The sequence below is a fragment of the Halorubrum cibi genome (genome assembly GCF_900182635.1).
In the GTDB taxonomy this organism is placed as follows: Archaea; Halobacteriota; Halobacteria; order Halobacteriales; family Haloferacaceae; genus Halorubrum; species Halorubrum cibi.
The window spans coordinates 195,354-210,517 of sequence record NZ_FXTD01000006.1 but is presented as its reverse complement, the minus strand read 5'-3'; the positions used below and the strand labels follow the sequence as shown (position 1 = coordinate 210,517).

The 15,164-nt window shown below is 70.1% G+C and carries 17 protein-coding genes; 11 read left to right on the top strand and 6 right to left on the bottom strand.

Translation table 11 applies throughout. The features are described from left to right. Positions 1–26 precede the first annotated feature (26 nt). Positions 27–590: a halocyanin domain-containing protein gene (locus FN829_RS09720; protein ID WP_142986775.1), complete on the top strand. Its 564-nt coding sequence runs from the start codon at positions 27–29 to the stop codon at positions 588–590. A gap of 130 nt (positions 591–720) precedes the next feature. Next, positions 721–1,599, top strand: coding sequence for a transcriptional regulator TbsP domain-containing protein (locus FN829_RS09715; protein WP_142986774.1), 879 nt, complete (start codon positions 721–723; stop codon positions 1,597–1,599). Positions 1,600–1,651: 52 nt separating this feature from the next. On the opposite strand, the gene FN829_RS09710 is transcribed toward FN829_RS09715, so the two are convergent. After that, positions 1,652–2,488 carry an RIO1 family regulatory kinase/ATPase domain-containing protein gene (locus tag FN829_RS09710; RefSeq protein WP_142986773.1) on the bottom strand — a complete coding sequence of 279 codons (837 nt, stop codon included), beginning with the start codon at positions 2,486–2,488 and terminating at the stop codon, positions 1,652–1,654. Between the two features lie 165 nt (positions 2,489–2,653). On the opposite strand from FN829_RS09710, the gene FN829_RS09705 reads away from it, so the two are divergent. Then, positions 2,654–3,799, top strand: coding sequence for an acyl-CoA dehydrogenase family protein (locus tag FN829_RS09705; RefSeq protein ID WP_142986772.1), 1,146 nt, complete (start codon positions 2,654–2,656; stop codon positions 3,797–3,799). A 27-nt stretch (positions 3,800–3,826) separates the two neighbouring features. Here the strand turns inward: FN829_RS09705 and FN829_RS09700 are convergent, their stop codons facing one another. Beyond that, positions 3,827–4,438 carry a hypothetical protein gene (locus tag FN829_RS09700; RefSeq protein ID WP_142986771.1) on the bottom strand — a complete coding sequence of 204 codons (612 nt, stop codon included), beginning with the start codon at positions 4,436–4,438 and terminating at the stop codon, positions 3,827–3,829. A 188-nt stretch (positions 4,439–4,626) separates the two neighbouring features. Between FN829_RS09700 and FN829_RS09695 the strand changes: the two genes are divergently transcribed. Then, positions 4,627–5,139, top strand: coding sequence for a halocyanin domain-containing protein (locus FN829_RS09695; protein ID WP_142986770.1), 513 nt, complete (start codon positions 4,627–4,629; stop codon positions 5,137–5,139). 109 nt (positions 5,140–5,248) lie between these two features. After that, on the top strand, positions 5,249–6,208 hold the full coding sequence (locus FN829_RS09690; RefSeq protein WP_142986769.1) for a VOC family protein: 960 nt from the start codon (positions 5,249–5,251) through the stop codon (positions 6,206–6,208). A 21-nt stretch (positions 6,209–6,229) separates the two neighbouring features. Here the strand turns inward: FN829_RS09690 and FN829_RS09685 are convergent, their stop codons facing one another. Beyond that, on the bottom strand, positions 6,230–6,748 hold the full coding sequence (locus tag FN829_RS09685; RefSeq protein ID WP_142986768.1) for a hypothetical protein: 519 nt from the start codon (positions 6,746–6,748) through the stop codon (positions 6,230–6,232). A gap of 165 nt (positions 6,749–6,913) precedes the next feature. On the opposite strand from FN829_RS09685, the gene FN829_RS09680 reads away from it, so the two are divergent. Continuing rightward, positions 6,914–7,189 (top strand): cytochrome C oxidase subunit IV family protein, encoded by a 276-nt coding sequence (locus tag FN829_RS09680; protein WP_142986767.1) that lies wholly within the window; start codon positions 6,914–6,916, stop codon positions 7,187–7,189. Positions 7,190–7,280: 91 nt separating this feature from the next. Continuing rightward, positions 7,281–8,030, top strand: coding sequence for a GNAT family N-acetyltransferase (locus FN829_RS09675; protein WP_142986766.1), 750 nt, complete (start codon positions 7,281–7,283; stop codon positions 8,028–8,030). Positions 8,031–8,123: 93 nt separating this feature from the next. Here FN829_RS09675 and FN829_RS09670 read toward each other — a convergent pair whose 3' ends face one another. Beyond that, positions 8,124–9,560 (bottom strand): cobyrinate a,c-diamide synthase, encoded by a 1,437-nt coding sequence (locus tag FN829_RS09670; RefSeq protein WP_142986765.1) that lies wholly within the window; start codon positions 9,558–9,560, stop codon positions 8,124–8,126. Positions 9,561–9,708: 148 nt separating this feature from the next. Between FN829_RS09670 and FN829_RS09665 the strand changes: the two genes are divergently transcribed. Beyond that, complete coding sequence (locus FN829_RS09665; RefSeq protein WP_142986764.1) at positions 9,709–10,686, top strand: biotin--[acetyl-CoA-carboxylase] ligase; 978 nt, start codon at positions 9,709–9,711, stop codon at positions 10,684–10,686. Here the strand turns inward: FN829_RS09665 and FN829_RS09660 are convergent, their stop codons facing one another. Together FN829_RS09660 and FN829_RS09655 are read right to left on the bottom strand one after the other, a co-directional pair. Next, complete coding sequence (locus tag FN829_RS09660) at positions 10,687–11,175, bottom strand: universal stress protein (protein WP_142986763.1); 489 nt, start codon at positions 11,173–11,175, stop codon at positions 10,687–10,689. Between the two features lie 82 nt (positions 11,176–11,257). Next, positions 11,258–12,859 (bottom strand): PAS domain-containing sensor histidine kinase, encoded by a 1,602-nt coding sequence (locus tag FN829_RS09655; RefSeq protein WP_142986762.1) that lies wholly within the window; start codon positions 12,857–12,859, stop codon positions 11,258–11,260. Between the two features lie 115 nt (positions 12,860–12,974). Between FN829_RS09655 and dhaK the strand changes: the two genes are divergently transcribed. Genes dhaK through FN829_RS09640 form a run of 3 tightly spaced genes read left to right on the top strand, consistent with a single transcriptional unit; the run spans position 12,975 to position 15,153 of the window. Continuing rightward, positions 12,975–13,973 carry a dihydroxyacetone kinase subunit DhaK gene (gene dhaK, locus FN829_RS09650; protein ID WP_142986761.1) on the top strand — a complete coding sequence of 333 codons (999 nt, stop codon included), beginning with the start codon at positions 12,975–12,977 and terminating at the stop codon, positions 13,971–13,973. Then, positions 13,970–14,728 carry a dihydroxyacetone kinase subunit DhaL gene (gene dhaL / locus FN829_RS09645; protein WP_142986760.1) on the top strand — a complete coding sequence of 253 codons (759 nt, stop codon included), beginning with the start codon at positions 13,970–13,972 and terminating at the stop codon, positions 14,726–14,728. Before dhaK ends, dhaL begins: the two co-directional genes overlap by 4 nt. After that, positions 14,725–15,153 carry a PTS sugar transporter subunit IIA domain-containing protein gene (locus FN829_RS09640; protein WP_142986759.1) on the top strand — a complete coding sequence of 143 codons (429 nt, stop codon included), beginning with the start codon at positions 14,725–14,727 and terminating at the stop codon, positions 15,151–15,153. Before dhaL ends, FN829_RS09640 begins: the two co-directional genes overlap by 4 nt. The last annotated feature ends 11 nt before the right edge of the window (positions 15,154–15,164 follow it).

Below are 15,164 nucleotides of genomic sequence, written 5' to 3'. Positions count from 1 at the left end.
TTTCAACGGTCGCTACGTCAAGCCGTATGAGCCGAGACACACTCGACCGGCGGACGTTCATCGGAACCACCGCGACGATCGGCGTCTCGACGCTCCTCGCCGGCTGTTCCGGCGGGGGAGCCACCAGCGGCTCCGACGGAGGCGACGGGGGTGGCGGAGACGGCGGGGGCGACGACGGGGACGGATCGGGTGGAAGCGACGGCTCCGGGGGAGACGGTGGCGGCGGGGACGCAGACTACCTCTCGGAGGAGCCGAACTACGACGGCTGGTTCGAGGGCGTGGGAAACTACGAGGCCACCGTGGACCGGACCGACGCGGACGAAGTGACGGTCGAGGTCGGCGCCGCGGACGGACTCTCGTTCGGCCCGGCCGCGGTGGCTGTCACGCCCGGCACGACGGTCGTCTGGGAGTGGACCGGCGAGGGCGGCGACCACAACGTCTCCGAAGTCGACGGCGCGTTCGAGAGCGAGACGGTCGGCGAGGCGGGCCACACGTTCGAGCACGCCTTCGAGGAATCGGGCGTCCACACGTACGTCTGTACGCCCCACGAGGCGGTGGGGATGAAGGGCGCCGTCTACGTCCAGGAGTAGCGACGTCGGCGCGATTTCCCGAGTCGCCGTGATTTCCCGAATCGCCGCGATTTCCCGAGTCGCCGCTACCCCGCACCGTCACGATCCCTCGCACCGTCGCGTTTAATCCGACCGCCGCGAACCGTGAGCCATGCCTCGCGATCCGGCGATCCCGATCGCGGGGGGCTCGCTGTCGCTCGGGGCGTTCGCGGACCCGCTGCTCGTCGACCCGGGGCCGTCGCTGCTGTCGGCAGTCGTCGAGACGTACCGCGAGGCGGCCCCGGACCTCGTCGATCCCGATCTCCACGCGCTTCGATCCGCCGCCAGTGACGGTCCGGAGCCGATCGCGGCGCGGGCGGGACTTCCCTCGCTCACCGTGCTCGCGAGTTCCGCCGCGTTCGATTCGGTCACGAAGGGATTCCGCGACGCGAGTCGACTCGCCGCGCTCGCGACTGCGGACGTAATCGATCTCCTGACCCTCGCGGATCCTCAGCCGAACGCCCTCCTCGCCGGCGACGAGACCGGCTGCGTCCTCGTGGGCGTCGCCGGCGAGGAGGACGCACGGTGGCGTCGCGTCGGCGACGATCCGACGCTTCGAGATCGGTACGAGAGAACCGTCTCGGATGCCGATCCGTACCGGATCGACACGCCGAGCCGGTGTCGCGTGTACGCCGCCTTCGAGGAGCGGTGCGGTCGGGCGGTCGCCACCGATGCCGTCCGCCTGCTCGATCCGGGTCCCGATCTCTCCGCCACCGACCCCGTCGGCCCGCGAACCCGCGCGTACGTCGTCGGCGCGCGCCACCGCACGCACGACCGGACCCTCCGACGCGCCTGCGAGGACGCTGGGCTGGGGAGTCCCTCGACGTTCACCCGGATCAAGCGCCGGCTGATCGACGCCGGTCTCGTCGAGACGGAGCGCGTGGCTCGGCCGGTCGGTCGCCCCCGCGAACGAGTCGTCGCCGCCGATCCGTTGAGCGGTCCGCCGATCGAGCGCGTCGCGGACGTGCTACGTGAGTCGCTCGGGGAGTGATCGTCGGAGGATCCCTCGAGGAGCGATCGCCGGGAGTCGACGCCATCGCCGACTACGTCGAGCGCCCGGCCTCCGAGGTGGTCTCCGGCTCCGCGCTGGCGCGCTTTTCTATCTCGCCTTTGAGCTCGGCGGCGTCGAAGTCGTGGTCCGGCCGGATCGCGACGAAGTCCAGGAACTGCCGGGCCGCGAGCAGCTCCGCGACGTCGTAGCTCGCGAGCGCCGCATCGATCGCCGCCGTCGCGCCGATGAGCGGTTCCAACGCGGCGAGCGCGCTCGCGAGGTCGTACGAGCGGGCGTCCGTCCGGCCGTCCTCGCTCACGTTCGTCGCGTCGATCACGTACACCTCCCCGTCGAGCACGAGGACGTTCTCCGCGCGCACGTCGCCGTGGGCGAGCCCGGCGTCGTGGATCCGCCGTAGGGTGGAGAACAGTTCCGGCGCGAGCTCGCGCTCCCGCTCGTGGTCGACCTCGTCGAGCGTGCGGAACTCGGGGAGGTACTCCAACACGAGGACCCCGAACCCGTCCACCTCGAACGCCTCGATCGGCTCCGGCGCGTTCACGCCTATCTCGCGGACCCTCCGAGTGGCCTCGAGCTCGTGACGGGCCATCTCGTAGGGCGTCTCGTGGCGCTCGAAGAACCCCTCGGTGCCGGCCGAGAAGGCCCCGAGGTTGCGTCCGGTGGTGAAGAGCGTGTGGACGAGCGTGTTCTGTTTCGTGATCACCTTCACGAAGAGGTCGTCGTCGAGTACGAACGGGATCGACAGCCAGTTGTCGGCGTCGAGGAACTCGACGCGCACGCCCTCGCGGTCGTAGCGGTCCGCCAACTCGCGAACGACCCGCTCCAGCTCGGGCCAGCTCACCGTCCCGCGGACGAGTCGGCGGAACTCCATAGTCCGGCTCACGCGCCCGCAACTGATAAAGGATCGCGAGCGATCCGAATCGAGGCGATCTGATCGAGGCGATCTGATCGAGGCGATCTGATCGAGGCGATCTATCCAAGGCGATCGATCGTGATCGTCGTGTCGTTTATGCTCGCGGCCGGAGAATCTGCCGTCATGGAGTTCGAGCCGTCCGCGGAACATCGGATGATCAGGGACACCGTCAGGGAGTTCTGTGACTCCGAGATCCGCCCGATCGCCCAGGAGATCGAGGACGAGCACCGGTTTCCCGAGGAGGTGTTCGCGTCGCTCGCCGACCTCGACGTGATGGGGGTCCCGGTGAGCGAGGCGTACGGCGGACTCGGCGGCGACCAGCTCACGTACGCGCTGGTGACCGAGGAGCTGGGCCGCGTCTCCGGTGGGATCGGGCTCTCCTACGCGGCCCACACCTCCCTCGGCGCGAAGCCGATCGAGGCGTTCGGCACCGAGGCCCAGAAGGAGGAGTGGCTCCGTCCACTCGCGACGGGCGACGGGATCGGCGCGTGGGCGCTGACGGAGCCGGAAAGCGGCTCGGACGCCTCGAACATGGAGACGACCGCCGAGTACGACGCCGACGCCGACGAGTACGTCCTGAACGGGACCAAACAGTTCATCACGAACGCGAGCGTCGCGAACTCGGTGTTAGTGAAGGCGGTCACCGACCCCGACGCCGGCTACGACGGCATCTCGACGTTCATCGTCGACCCCGACGACGACGGCTTCGAGGTGACGACCGTCTGGGAGAAGATGGGGCTGAACTGCTCGCCCACCTGCGAGATCCGGTTCGACGACCTCCGGCTCCCGGCCGACCGCCTGCTCGGCGAGGAGGGCGAGGGGTGGGAACAGACGATGGCGACCTTAGATGGCGGCCGGATATCCATCGCGGCGCTCTCCGTGGGGCTCGCACAGGGGGCCTACGAGGCCGCCAAGGAGTACGCGGGCGAGCGCGAGCAGTTCGGCAAACCGATCGCGGAGTTCGACGCGATCCGGGACAAGATCGTCCACATGTACCGCCAGATCGAGCGCGCACGACTGTTGACGCACAAGGCGGCGACGCGATACGACGCCGGCGAACCCGTCACGAAGGCGTCCGCGCTCGCGAAGCTCGACGCCAGCGAGGCCGCCCGCGAGGTGGCGGAGGAGGCGGTCCAGACGCTCGGTGGCTATGGCTACACCACCGACTTCGCGCCCCAGCGGTTCTACCGCGACGCGAAGCTGATGGAGATCGGTGAGGGGACGAGCGAGATCCAACACGTCGTGCTCGGCCGGGAGCTCGGTCTCTAACCTCGGACCGACGCCCTGCCGGCGGCGTCAGTCGTCGGTGCTCCGTTCGTCCCCGAAGGCCACGAGGTCGTCGTCGACTCGTTCGAGGCTCTCCGCGAGCCGCGATCCCCCGGGAACCGACGCGAAGAACGCGGGCGAACCGAACGACGCCTCGCCGTTGACCGAGAGATATCCCAGGTCGGCCGGGTCGCCGTCGAGGCCGGTGAGAAAGCCGACGGTCCGCGCGATCGGCACGTCGCCGACGCTTCCGGTCGGTTCGACGGAGCCGTACAGGGTGCGGTGGGTCGCGACGTGATGAACGCAGGTCGGCGTCGGCGCGAAAAACAGGAGATAGCGCGCTCCCGGACCCGACCGCCCCAGCTTCGGGCGGAGCTGGTGGGTCTCGTCGGCGTGGAAGTACCGCTCCATCCGACGATACTGTCTGAGGACCTCGTTCGCGCCGGTGGCACGGCGCACGGCGGCGTCGGACTTGAGCTCGATGGCGTGGTCGACCGTCTCGGGGGTCCGGAGCCGGACGTGGACGTCGACGACCCCGCGACGCCCCTCCGCGTCGTACGGCTCCTCGAGTCTAATCTCCGGCTCGTCGTGGACGGCCTCGTAGTGCTCGACGACCCGCGTCGCCAGTTCGTCCTCCCGCATGGATCGGCTCAGACGGCGACGGCGCTTAAGTACCCGCTTCGGTTCACGGCGACCGCGACCGCGGGAAGGTCGTCGGATCTCAAGGGCAGAATGTGTGTTGTATTTATGTGATAGCTCGGTGGAAACGCGTTCCCACGAAATGGGAGGTACCAAGGGGTTTGTATGTCCTCGACCCCTACGATCGGTCGATGACACGACAGCTGTCCAGACGGCGGTACGTCGTCGGAACCGGCGCGGCTCTGACCACCGGTGCGCTCGCGGGCTGTTCGGGCGGTGGCGGCGGTGACGGCGGGAGCGGCGGGGACGGCTCCGCGGGCGAGCCCGCCGACGACGTGCCGAGCGAGATCGACGACTACCTCTCCGAGAACGAGGCGCGTCTGTACGAGGGGACGATCGCCGACTACACCGGCGAGGACGAGGTCGTCGTCGACGTGGGCGCCGGCGAGGTCGGATTCGCGTTCGACCCCGCCGCGATCCGGATCGACGCCGGCACGACGGTCGTCTGGGAGTGGACCGGCCAGGGCGGCGCACACAACGTCGCCTCCGCGGAGGGCTCCGACGCCTCCTTCGACAGCGGCGACGCGATCGGCGAGGAGGGGACGACCTTCGAGCGGACGTTCGAGGAGGCCGGGATCCAACTGTACTACTGTACGCCACACCAGGCCAACGGGATGCACGGCGCGATCGAGATCGTCGAGTAGTCGAGAACCGCCGACCGACGGCCGCTCGAATCGTCCGGGTAACACCGGTGTCAGCCGGTTTCGCTCCCGTCCGCGCGTGTACAAGTACTACCGGAACGTAGTGTCGGGCATGAACCAACGGCAGCCCCTCGAGACGCCCGGCATCCACCACGTGACCGCGATCGCCGGCGATCCGAACGCCAACCACGCCTTCTACACCGAGACGCTCGGACTTCGGCTCGTCAAGCGGAGCGTCAACCAGGACGACGTGGGCGTCTACCACCTGTTCTACGCCGACGACGCCGGCTCGCCGGGGACGAGCATGACGTTCTTCCCGTACGTCGGGGCCCGGTCCGGCCGCGTCGGCACCGGACAGGCCTCGACGGTGTCGTTCACGGTGCCGGCCGAGTCGGTCGACTACTGGGCCGAGCGGCTCGCGGAGCGCGGCGTGGACGTCGAGAGGCGAGAGCGGTTCGGCGACTCGGTCGTCTCCTTCGCCGACCCAGACGGGCTCCCGCTCGAGGTCGTCGGCCGCGAGGACGCTCCGGCGGGAGAGCCACCGGCAGGCCCGGTTCCCGCCGAGCACGCGATCCGCGGGTTCTTCTCGGTCGAACTCTCGCTCGCCGACGCCGACGCCACCATCGACCTCCTGGAGACGATGGGGTACGAGGAGACCGACGGCGACGAGGCGGGCCACCGCCGCCGGTTCGAGGCCGCCGGCGATCGCGGCTTCGTCGTCGACGTGGTGACTGACCCCGCGACCCCGCAGGGGACCCCCGGCGCGGGGACCGTCCACCACGTCGCGTACCGCGTCACGGACGAGGAACAGGAGGCGTGGCGGGGGCTGCTTCAGGAACACGGCCTTCGCCCGAGCGAGGTGATCGACCGCAAGTGGTTCCGGTCGGTGTACGCCCGCACCCGCGGCGGCGTGCTCTTCGAGTTCGCGACGGCCGAGCCGGGCTACGACGTCGACGAGCCGCGATCGTCGCTCGGCGAGCGGCTCGTCTTGCCCGACTGGTTGGAGGACCGCCGCGAGGAGATCGAGGCCGGGCTTCCAGAGCTCGAGACGGGTGCGCCGACTCCGGAGTAGGCGGCGTTTTTCCCCGGAAACCTACCGCAGACACGCCCACCGCACGTCGACGAGCCGGTCGTGCTCCCCGCTTATCGTCGGCCGCGCGAGGTGGTCGTTGGCGTCGACCCCGCGGTCGGCGAGTCCCCGGAGGGCCTCCTCGAGCGAGCGGTCCGACCGCTCGACGCTGGCGTCGCGGACGTACGGCACGTCCCGCGGCTCCTCGAGCGAGTTGGCGGTCTCGATCCGGTCGGTGAGGTCGCTCCCGAACGCGTGGGGCGGCTGGTGAAACTCCCAGCCGTTCACGGTGACGAGCAGCCAGACGTCGCCGTGGACCGCGTGGTACTCCCCGGTCACGGCCGCGGGGTCACCGGCGACGATCCGGTTCAACACTTCCGTCTTCGTCCGGTACAGCGCGTCCTTCCGCGCGGAGGCGACGTTGCTCTCGGTGACGTCGCCGCGGTCGTAGGCGGCGGTCGCCTCGTCGGCGAGTCGCTTCGCGACCTTGTTCACCACGTAGAGCGATTCGAGCAGGTCGTCGTCTGGTTCGAGCGGGTCCACGGTCTCCCTCGATGGATCGACGACAGTTCCGCGCGTCGCGGGCATAGGCGTTTCGGGCCGCCGGCGTCGCGGCCTCCCGGTCACCGGATACCACCGCGTCGAGGTCGATGTCGGTCCCCTGGATGGATACTTCTTTAAGCACGCGGACGAAGGTCACGCTAAGAAATGTCGTCCGACTCCGTCAAACTGTACTCGGCGATATACTTCGCGCTCCTGTTCGCGGCGATCCTGAACTTCGTTCTCTTCGAAGTCGAGTTCTTCGGCTTCTCGTACTGGGAGGCGTTCGCCGGGACGATGATCATCTCCGTGGTCAAGACCGTCCTCATCGTCGCGTACTTCCAGCACCTGCGCTGGGAGAACCGCTCTCTGACGTACCTGATGGGGCTCGCGCTCGCGTTGACCATGCTCCTCATGGCCGCGGCCGCGTACTCCATCTCGTGAGAACGCCGCGAGAGAACGGGAAGCGATACGAGGCGATGCGACGGGTCATCCCGTCGCGGAACTTTTTGTAGTCTCGGTGACGTGGTTCGGTATGGAACTTCGAGCCGCGACCGCCGACGACGTCGGATCGATCCGCGAGGTAGCGCTAGCGTCGCTTTCCGCATCCTACGGCCACGCCGTAGACGAGGCGCTGCTGGCTGAGGCCGTCGAGAACTGGTACGGTGCCGACGACGTGGGAGAGAAGGTCGTCGACCCGGACACCGTCTGTCCGGTCGCGGTCGTCGACGGCGAGGTCGTCGCGTTCGCGGAGAGCTACGTCGTCGACCGCCGCGAGCGCGTCGGCGAGATCGACTGGCTCCACGTCCATCCCGACCATCGGGAGTCGGGGATCGGATCGGCGCTGCTCGAGCGCGTCGAGACCGAACTGCGCGAGCGCGACGTCGACAGCATCGAGGGGAAGGTCCTCGTCGACAACGAGGCCGGCACCGCCTTCTACGAGCGCGAGGGGTACGAGCTCTCGGGCGAGCGCGTCGTCGACATCGGCGGCGAGGCGTTCGAGGAGCGGCTCTACCGCAAGCGGATCGGCCGCGAGGGGGGCCTTCGAGAGGGGATCTACGAGACGGCCGACGGCGAGACGGTGTACGTCGCCTTCGACGAGGGCGAGCGCGGCTCGAAGGCACCCTTCTACGTCGCGTACGCCGACGCCGACCACGAGAGCCGGTACGGCTACTTCTGCGGGAACTGCGAGGGAACGAACGTCGCGATCGACACGATGGACGCCGTGGAGTGTCTCGACTGCGAGAACCGCCGAAAAGCGGCGCGGTGGGACGCGGCGTACTGACGCCTCCGCTCTGTCTCCCCACCTCCGCTCTGTCTCCCCACCTCCGCCCTATTTCCTCGCCCCCTCGTCCGCCTCGTTTCAGCCCGGTTCAGTTCAGCTCCCGTTCGCGTACTCCGCGGCCGACGCGACGAGCCGGTCGAACGCCCCGCTCGCGGGGTGGCGGTGCGCGTAGGTCCCGACGGTTCGGTGGGCGACGAGCCCGTCGCGGTCGCCGTCGATCCCCTCGCCGCGTTCGACTTCAAAGGCGAAGCGGGCGTCCGCGTCGGGCGAGACGATCGCGTCGCCACCCTCGCCGAACGCGTGACTCGAGTAGTGGAACTCGTGGCCGCGGTGGCGCTCGCCCGCGGCCGCGGTGACGCCGTCGCCCGTCGCGCGGAGTTCGACGTGGTCGAGCGCGCGGTACCGGTCGTGCATCCGGACGCCGCCTGGGAGGATCCCGGCCATCGAGTGGGTCTCGCCGTCGGTCGTCGTCAGCGACGCCGACAGCGCCATCAGCCCGCCGCACTCGCCGAGCACCGGGAGGCCGTCCGCAGCCCGGTCGGCGAGCGTCGACAGCGCCGGCGACGACGAGAGCGCGGCGGCGTGGTTCTCGGGATAGCCGCCGGGGAGGTAGACCGCGTCGCAGTCGGGGAGGTCGTCTCCGGCGACCGGCGCGAACGTCTCGACGGTCGCCAGCTCGCGGAGCCGCTCGCGGGTGGCGGGGTAGACGAACCGGAACGCGTCGTCCGCGGCGACCGCGACGATCGGGCGGTCGTCGCCGGTTTCGCGATCCGAGCGAGCGGCTTCCTCCGCCGATTTCGGCGGCGCGACCGCCTCGGCGACCCGCGCCACCGCCCCCGCGTCGATCGTCTCCGCCGCCTCCGCGATCGCGGCCTCGGGGATCGGCGTCTCGTCGCCCATCTCCAACCCGAGGTGTCGGTCGGGGATCTCCAGATCGTCCGTCGGCGGGACGTGTCCCAACCAGTCGATCCCGTCCGGAAGCGCCTCGCGGATCCCGTCGGCGTGACGGCCCGTGTGCGCCTTCTGAGCGATGACGCCGACCACGTCGATCCGGGGGTCGTCGACGTGCTCCCGAACGTGGCCGGGGAGGTCGGCATGGGCCGCGTACTCGCGGAACCCGAGCGCGGTCGCGCCGACGCTTTGCATCCCCGTGCCCGCGTCGACGACGAGGACGATCGGGACGTCGAGAGCCGTCGCGGTCGCCGCCGTCGACGTCGCGGAGCCGTCGTACAGCCCCATCATTCCCTCGACGACGGCGACGGCGTCGGGATCGGCGGGCGCGCTCCGTTCCATGCCCGCCCTCGCCCGGCGGAGGTTGCGCCGGACGCCCTCGACGCCCTGCATCCACGTGTCGAGCGTCCGGGAGGGGCGGCCGAGCGCGGCGGCGTGGTGGCTCGGGTCGATGTAGTCCGGGCCGGCCTTCGCCGGGACCGGGTCGTAGCCGGCGTCGGCGAGCGCGCGGGAGACGGCGAGCGACGCGACCGTCTTCCCGACGCCCGAGGCGGTCCCGCCGAGGACGAGTCCGTACATGCGATCCGATAGCGACCCCCCGGAAAAAAGCGGTTCGTCGTCCCCGTGGCGACGACTCGGTGGCGGCTCGGTGACGACTCGGTGGCGGCTTGGTGACGACTCGACGCGACCCGGAACGGCTTTCCGGAGCCGACCGCACTTCGGCGACATGGACACGCGTCGCGCGCTCCTCTCCGCGCTCGAGTCGGGACCGGTCTCGGGGCCGGCACTCGCCGACGAACTCGGCGTCTCCCGCGCGGCCGTCTGGAAGGCGGTGGAGGCGCTTCGCGAGGAGGGGTTCGCGGTCGAATCGACCGGAGACGGCTACGTCGCGCCGGCGGACCCCACCTACTGCGCGGCGGGCATCGAGTTCGGGCTCGACGCCCCGTACGCCATCGAGTACCACGACAGCCTCCCCTCGACGAACGACCGTGCGCGGTCTCTGGCGGCCGAGGGCGGGGTCGACGTGGCCGTCGTCGCGGACGCACAGTCCGGCGGTCGCGGGCGGCTGGAGCGCGAGTGGGTCGCGCCGAGCGGCGGCGTGTGGGTCTCGCTTCTGACCCGGCCCGACGTGACCCCCGCTCGCGCGCCGCTTTTCACTCTTGCGGCCGCGGTCGCGGTCGCCGACGCCACCCGGGAGGTCGGCGTGGACGCGACGATCAAGTGGCCGAACGACGTGCTCGTGGTCGACGCGGGCGGGAGCGACGGGGAGAGTCGCGCCGACTCCGTCGGCCGCGGCGGCCGCAAGCTCGCCGGGATCCTCACCGAGATGGAGGGCGAGGCGGACCGCGTCTCCTGGCTCGTCGTCGGTATCGGCGTCAACGCGAACCTCGACCCGGAGACGCTGCCGGCGGGTGCGACCTCGCTGCGAGCCGAACGCGGCGAGGACGTCGACCGCGGCCGGTTCCTCGCCCGGCTGCTGGAGCGGTACGCCGAGTTGGCAGCCGATCCCGACGCGATCCTCCCGGCGTGGCGCGAGCGAGCGAGCACGCTCGGGCGGCGGGTCCGGGTCGAGACGGTGGGCGAAGCGATCACCGGGCGGGCGGTCGACGTCGAGCCGCCCGGCGCGCTCGTCGTCGAGACCGACGACGGCCGGGCACGGGTCCACGCCGGCGACTGCGAGCACCTGCGGGACGCGGCCCGGTAGTCAGGACTCCGTCGTCCCGGCGTCCTCGGCCGCCCCGGTCGCTTGCGCCTCCTCGCCCAGCCGAACCGTCAACACCGGAACCGGCGAGCGGCGCACGACGCGCTCGGCGACGCTTCCGAGCAGCAGGCGGTCGATCCCGCCGCGGCCGTGGGTTCCCATCACGATCAGGTCGCAGCCGGCGTCGGCCGCGTAGCGGACGATCTCTCGGCCCGGCGACCCCTCGACGACGCTCGTCTCGACGGCGACTCCGGTCCCCTCCGCGAGCGCCTCGACCCGTGCGACCGCCTCGTCGGCGTCCTCGCGGAGCAGGTCGTCGATCCCCGTCCAGGTGGCCTCCATGCCGGTCCCGGCGTAGCTCGCCGTGTCGACCACGTACAGCGCGTGAACGTCCGCGTCGTGGACGGCCGCGAGCGCGAGCGCGTGCTCGACGGCGCGGTTCCCCTTCGGAGAGCCGTCGGTCGGAACCAGGATCCGGTCGTACAAAGCCATGTTATCATGACTCACTCGCTCGGAGGATATATATCTCCCCGTGGTCCCGACGACGGGATCGGCTCGGGGTCGCGGCCGGAGTTCACGCCTCGCGCGGCAGCGTCACGACGACCTCGTTGCCGCCGCCCTCGCGGATCTGGAAGTCGATCGCCCCGTCGGCGTTCTCGACGATCCACCTCGCCATCCACAGCCCGAGCCCGGAGCTGTGGTTGAGCTGGTCGATCGGTCTCGTCCCCGTGAGGATCTCCCGCTCGTCGATCGGGATCGGCGGACAGCGGTCGAGAACGCGTAAGACCGCCTCTTCCCCGCCGTTCCCGCCGTTCTCCAGGATCACCTCGACGCGCGGGTCCGCCCGCTCCGCGTGGACGACTGCGTTCTCGACCAGTTCGACGAGGGCCCGCCCCACGTCGTCGGTCGCGGCCGCGGACACGCCGTCTGCGACGTCGGCGCGGATCGTCGCCGCGCCGTGCTCCTCGGCGAGGGCGTCCACCTCCCGGCGAACGATCCACGAGAGGTCGCGCGGTTCCGCCTCGCTCGGCGCGGTGAGCACGTCGACGACCGCCTGCTGTTTGTCGATCTTGCCGCACAGGTCGTCGGCGATCCGCTGGACGCGATCGAGGATCGCCTCGCGTTCGGTCGACACTCCGTCGATGGGGCTTCCATCCGCGGAGCCGTCGTCCGCCTCCCGCAGCATCTCGATCCACCCCGAGATGGCGTTGAGGTCGTTTCGCATCGTGTGTCGGACGAGGTGATTGACCGTCTCGAGTTGGCGCTCGCGGTGCTTCTGAGCGGTTATCTCCTGGGCGACTCCGACCAGACCGATCACTCGTCCGTCGTCATCACGCAGGGGGACCTTGGAGGTGAGATACCACCGGTCGCTGGTGGGGTAGTGCTCCTCCTTCTCGAGGATCGGATCGCCCGTTCGCAGCACCGAGAGGTCGTCGAGGTACGGCTCCCTGGCCTCGTCGATGGGGACGACGCCGTCGACGTCGCGTTTACCGAGGTACTCGTCGCTGAGCCGATGGATCCGCCTGCCGACGATCGCCTCGCTCACCATCACGTTCCGCGCCCGCCGATCTTTCACGAACATGTGAAGCGGGATCTCGGTGAACAGTTGGTCGAGGACCCGAGTCTTCCATTCGTCGCGACCGAGGTCGGTGGCGGATCCGGACGCGGCGGCGGACTCCATATCGGCAGCAGGATCGGCGTCGGATTCGCCGCCGGCGTCGTCGCCGAGCCGCCGGGCGAAGGTCGGATCGATCCGCGGGGATCGCGGCGGGAGCGCCCGGCGGACGGCCCGGTCGACACGGTCCGCGGCGTCGGCGGAGTCCGCCTCGAGCCGTATCGGCACGACCGCGTCGAAGGGAGACTCGACCGCCTCGACGGGGACCGACCCGTCCTCGACCGGGACGACGAGCACGACCGGCGGCGGGTCGGCGCGCACGGAGAGGGCGTCGAGGAGGTCCACGGCGGTCCCGTCGGACAGTCGGAAAGCCGAGACCAGGCAGTCGACCCCCGAGATACCGCGCTCCTCGAGCGCCGCGATCGACGGGAGCGTCTCGACGTTCCCGACGGAGAGTTCGCCGGCCGGCGGCGGCGCGGCGTCGGACCCGTTCGCGGTGCCCGGGAAGTACACGACCTCGACGGGGGAGTCGGCCAACGGATCCGTGGGGGGTTCGTTCATACGGTCTGCTCGTGTAATGATCGGCATAGACCGGGATAAAACGCCCGCATACGCCGATCGGGCTCCGATCTCTCCACTATCTTTAATTGATCTCGGAGTGACATTCTGATCGTTCATGAAGAAACTCATCAACGATCCGGACGACGTCGTCGACGAGATGCTCGACGGGATGACCGCCGCACACCCCGACAGGCTCCGCAGACTCCCGGACACGCAGGCGCTCGTGCGCGAGGACGCGCCAGTCGACGGGAAGGTCGCGGTCGTCACCGGCGGCGGGAGCGGCCACGAGCCGACTCACGCGGGGTACATCGGCGACGGCATGCTCGACGGAGCGGCCGCGGGCGGCGTCTTCTCCTCGCCGACGGCCGACGAGTTCGAGGAACTGATCGCCGCCTGCGACGGCGACGCGGGCGTCCTCTGTGTCATCAAGAACTACGAGGGCGACGTGATGAACTTCGAGACGGCCATCGAACTCGCGGAGATGGAGGGCGCGACCGTCGACAGCGTCGTCGTCGACGACGACGTGGCCGTCGAGGACTCGCTTTACACCTCCGGTCGCCGCGGCGTCTGCGGGACGATCCTCGTCCACAAGGCCGCGGGCGCGAAGGCCGCGGCGGGGGGCGACCTCTCCGAGGTCAAGCGCGTCGCCGAGAAGGTCGTCGACAACGTCGCCACGATGGGAATGGCGCTCACCTCGTGTGTCACCCCCGAGAAGGGGGAACCGACCTTCGACCTGGGCGACGACGAGATCGAACTCGGGATCGGGATCCACGGCGAGCCGGGAACCGAGCGGACCGGCGTGATGTCGGCGGACGAGGTGACCGAAAAGCTGACCGAATCGGTCCTCGCGGACCTCGACCTCGACGCGGGTCAGGAGGTCGTCACGATCGTCAACGGGATGGGCGGGACGCCTCAGATGGAACTGTTCGTCGTCAACCGCCGACTCCAGGAACTGCTCGGCGAGAACGACCTCGAGGTCCACGACGCGTGGGTCGGCGACTACATGACTTCACTCGACATGGCGGGCGCCTCCGTCACGGTGTGTGCCGTCGACGACGAACTGAAGGAGCTGTTCGACGCGGCGACCGACACTCCCGCACTCACCGTCTCATGAGCGGGGATAAGGCGGAAGACGAAGAGAGCGCGGTTGGCGAGGAGGGCGAGGCGGTCGTCGCGGCCGTCGAGGCCGTCGCCGAACGGATCGAGACGGAACGCGACCGCCTGACCGACCTCGACTCCGCCATCGGCGACGCCGACCACGGCGGGAACATGGCTCGCGGGTGGGCGGAGGCCGCGGGCGCCGCGCGCGACCTCGGGGATCCGGACCCGGAGACGGTCGCGAAGACCGTCGGCAAGACGCTCATGTCCGAGGTCGGCGGCGCGTCGGGGCCGCTTTTCGGCGGCTCGCTCGTCTTCTCGGCCGCCGAGCTTGACGGCGGGCTCACGAAGGAATCCGCCGTCGCGTTCGCGGAGACGTACCTCGAGAAGGTCGAAGAGCGCGGCGACGCCCGGATCGGCGACGCGACGATGGTCGACGCGCTGACGCCCGCGGTCCACACGTTCAAGAAGTCGATCGAGGTCGACGACCTCCCGCCGCTGGACGCGCTCGCGAAGGCGGTCGACGCGGCCGAGCGCGGCGTCGCCTTCACGGTCCCCATCCGGGCGCGCAAGGGGCGCGCGTCGTACCTCGGGTGGCGGTCGGTCGGCCACCAGGATCCCGGTGCGACGAGCACGCTGTTCATCCTCGAGGAACTGCTCGCGGTCGCGGCCGATCGGCTCGACCGCGAGGTTCCGGACGTCGACGCGACCTCGCCGACGATCCCGGACGACGCGGAGGCGGAAGATGAGTCCCCGGAGGGTTCGAAGTGAGCGTCGGACTCGTCGTGGTCTCCCACAGCGAGCGGGCCGCGGAGGGGATAGTCGAGATCGCCGCGGAGATGGCGGGCGAAACGCGGATCGAGGCGGTCGGCGGCGACGGTCAGGGAGGGATCGGGACCGTTCCCGCCGACATCGAGGACGCCCTCGCAGCCGCCGCCGGCGAGGCGGCTGGTGACGCCGACGGAGACGGAGACGAAACCAACGGCGTCGACGGCGTCGTCGTCCTCGTCGACCTCGGAAGCGCGGTGATGAACGCCGAGGTCGCCATCGAACTCTCCGACGTCGACGCGGTCGTCGCGGACGCGCCCGTGCTCGAGGGCGCGGTCAACGCCGCCGTCGCCGCCACCGACCCGAGCGCCACGCTCGAGTCGGTCCGCGAGCAGGCCGAGGCGGCGGCCGATATCTCGAAGGTCTGACCGGTCGGATC

What these genes read in the sequence shown, in the direction of transcription:
- FN829_RS09700 (WP_142986771.1), bottom strand. Translation starts at nt 4,438, where the DNA reads ATGCGGGAGGACGAACTGGCGACGCGGGTCGTCGAGCACTACGAGGCC.
- FN829_RS09655 (WP_142986762.1), bottom strand. Translation starts at nt 12,859, where the DNA reads ATGAACGAACCCCCCACGGATCCGTTGGCCGACTCCCCCGTCGAGGTC.
- FN829_RS09690 (WP_142986769.1), top strand. Translation starts at nt 5,249, where the DNA reads ATGAACCAACGGCAGCCCCTCGAGACGCCCGGCATCCACCACGTGACC.
- FN829_RS09665 (WP_142986764.1), top strand. Translation starts at nt 9,709, where the DNA reads ATGGACACGCGTCGCGCGCTCCTCTCCGCGCTCGAGTCGGGACCGGTC.
- FN829_RS09660 (WP_142986763.1), bottom strand. Translation starts at nt 11,175, where the DNA reads ATGGCTTTGTACGACCGGATCCTGGTTCCGACCGACGGCTCTCCGAAG.
- FN829_RS09695 (WP_142986770.1), top strand. Translation starts at nt 4,627, where the DNA reads ATGACACGACAGCTGTCCAGACGGCGGTACGTCGTCGGAACCGGCGCG.
- FN829_RS09705 (WP_142986772.1), top strand. Translation starts at nt 2,654, where the DNA reads ATGGAGTTCGAGCCGTCCGCGGAACATCGGATGATCAGGGACACCGTC.
- dhaL (WP_142986760.1), top strand. Translation starts at nt 13,970, where the DNA reads ATGAGCGGGGATAAGGCGGAAGACGAAGAGAGCGCGGTTGGCGAGGAG.
- FN829_RS09670 (WP_142986765.1), bottom strand. Translation starts at nt 9,560, where the DNA reads ATGTACGGACTCGTCCTCGGCGGGACCGCCTCGGGCGTCGGGAAGACG.
- FN829_RS09720 (WP_142986775.1), top strand. Translation starts at nt 27, where the DNA reads ATGAGCCGAGACACACTCGACCGGCGGACGTTCATCGGAACCACCGCG.
- FN829_RS09710 (WP_142986773.1), bottom strand. Translation starts at nt 2,488, where the DNA reads ATGGAGTTCCGCCGACTCGTCCGCGGGACGGTGAGCTGGCCCGAGCTG.
- dhaK (WP_142986761.1), top strand. Translation starts at nt 12,975, where the DNA reads ATGAAGAAACTCATCAACGATCCGGACGACGTCGTCGACGAGATGCTC.
- FN829_RS09715 (WP_142986774.1), top strand. Translation starts at nt 721, where the DNA reads ATGCCTCGCGATCCGGCGATCCCGATCGCGGGGGGCTCGCTGTCGCTC.
- FN829_RS09675 (WP_142986766.1), top strand. Translation starts at nt 7,281, where the DNA reads ATGGAACTTCGAGCCGCGACCGCCGACGACGTCGGATCGATCCGCGAG.
- FN829_RS09680 (WP_142986767.1), top strand. Translation starts at nt 6,914, where the DNA reads ATGTCGTCCGACTCCGTCAAACTGTACTCGGCGATATACTTCGCGCTC.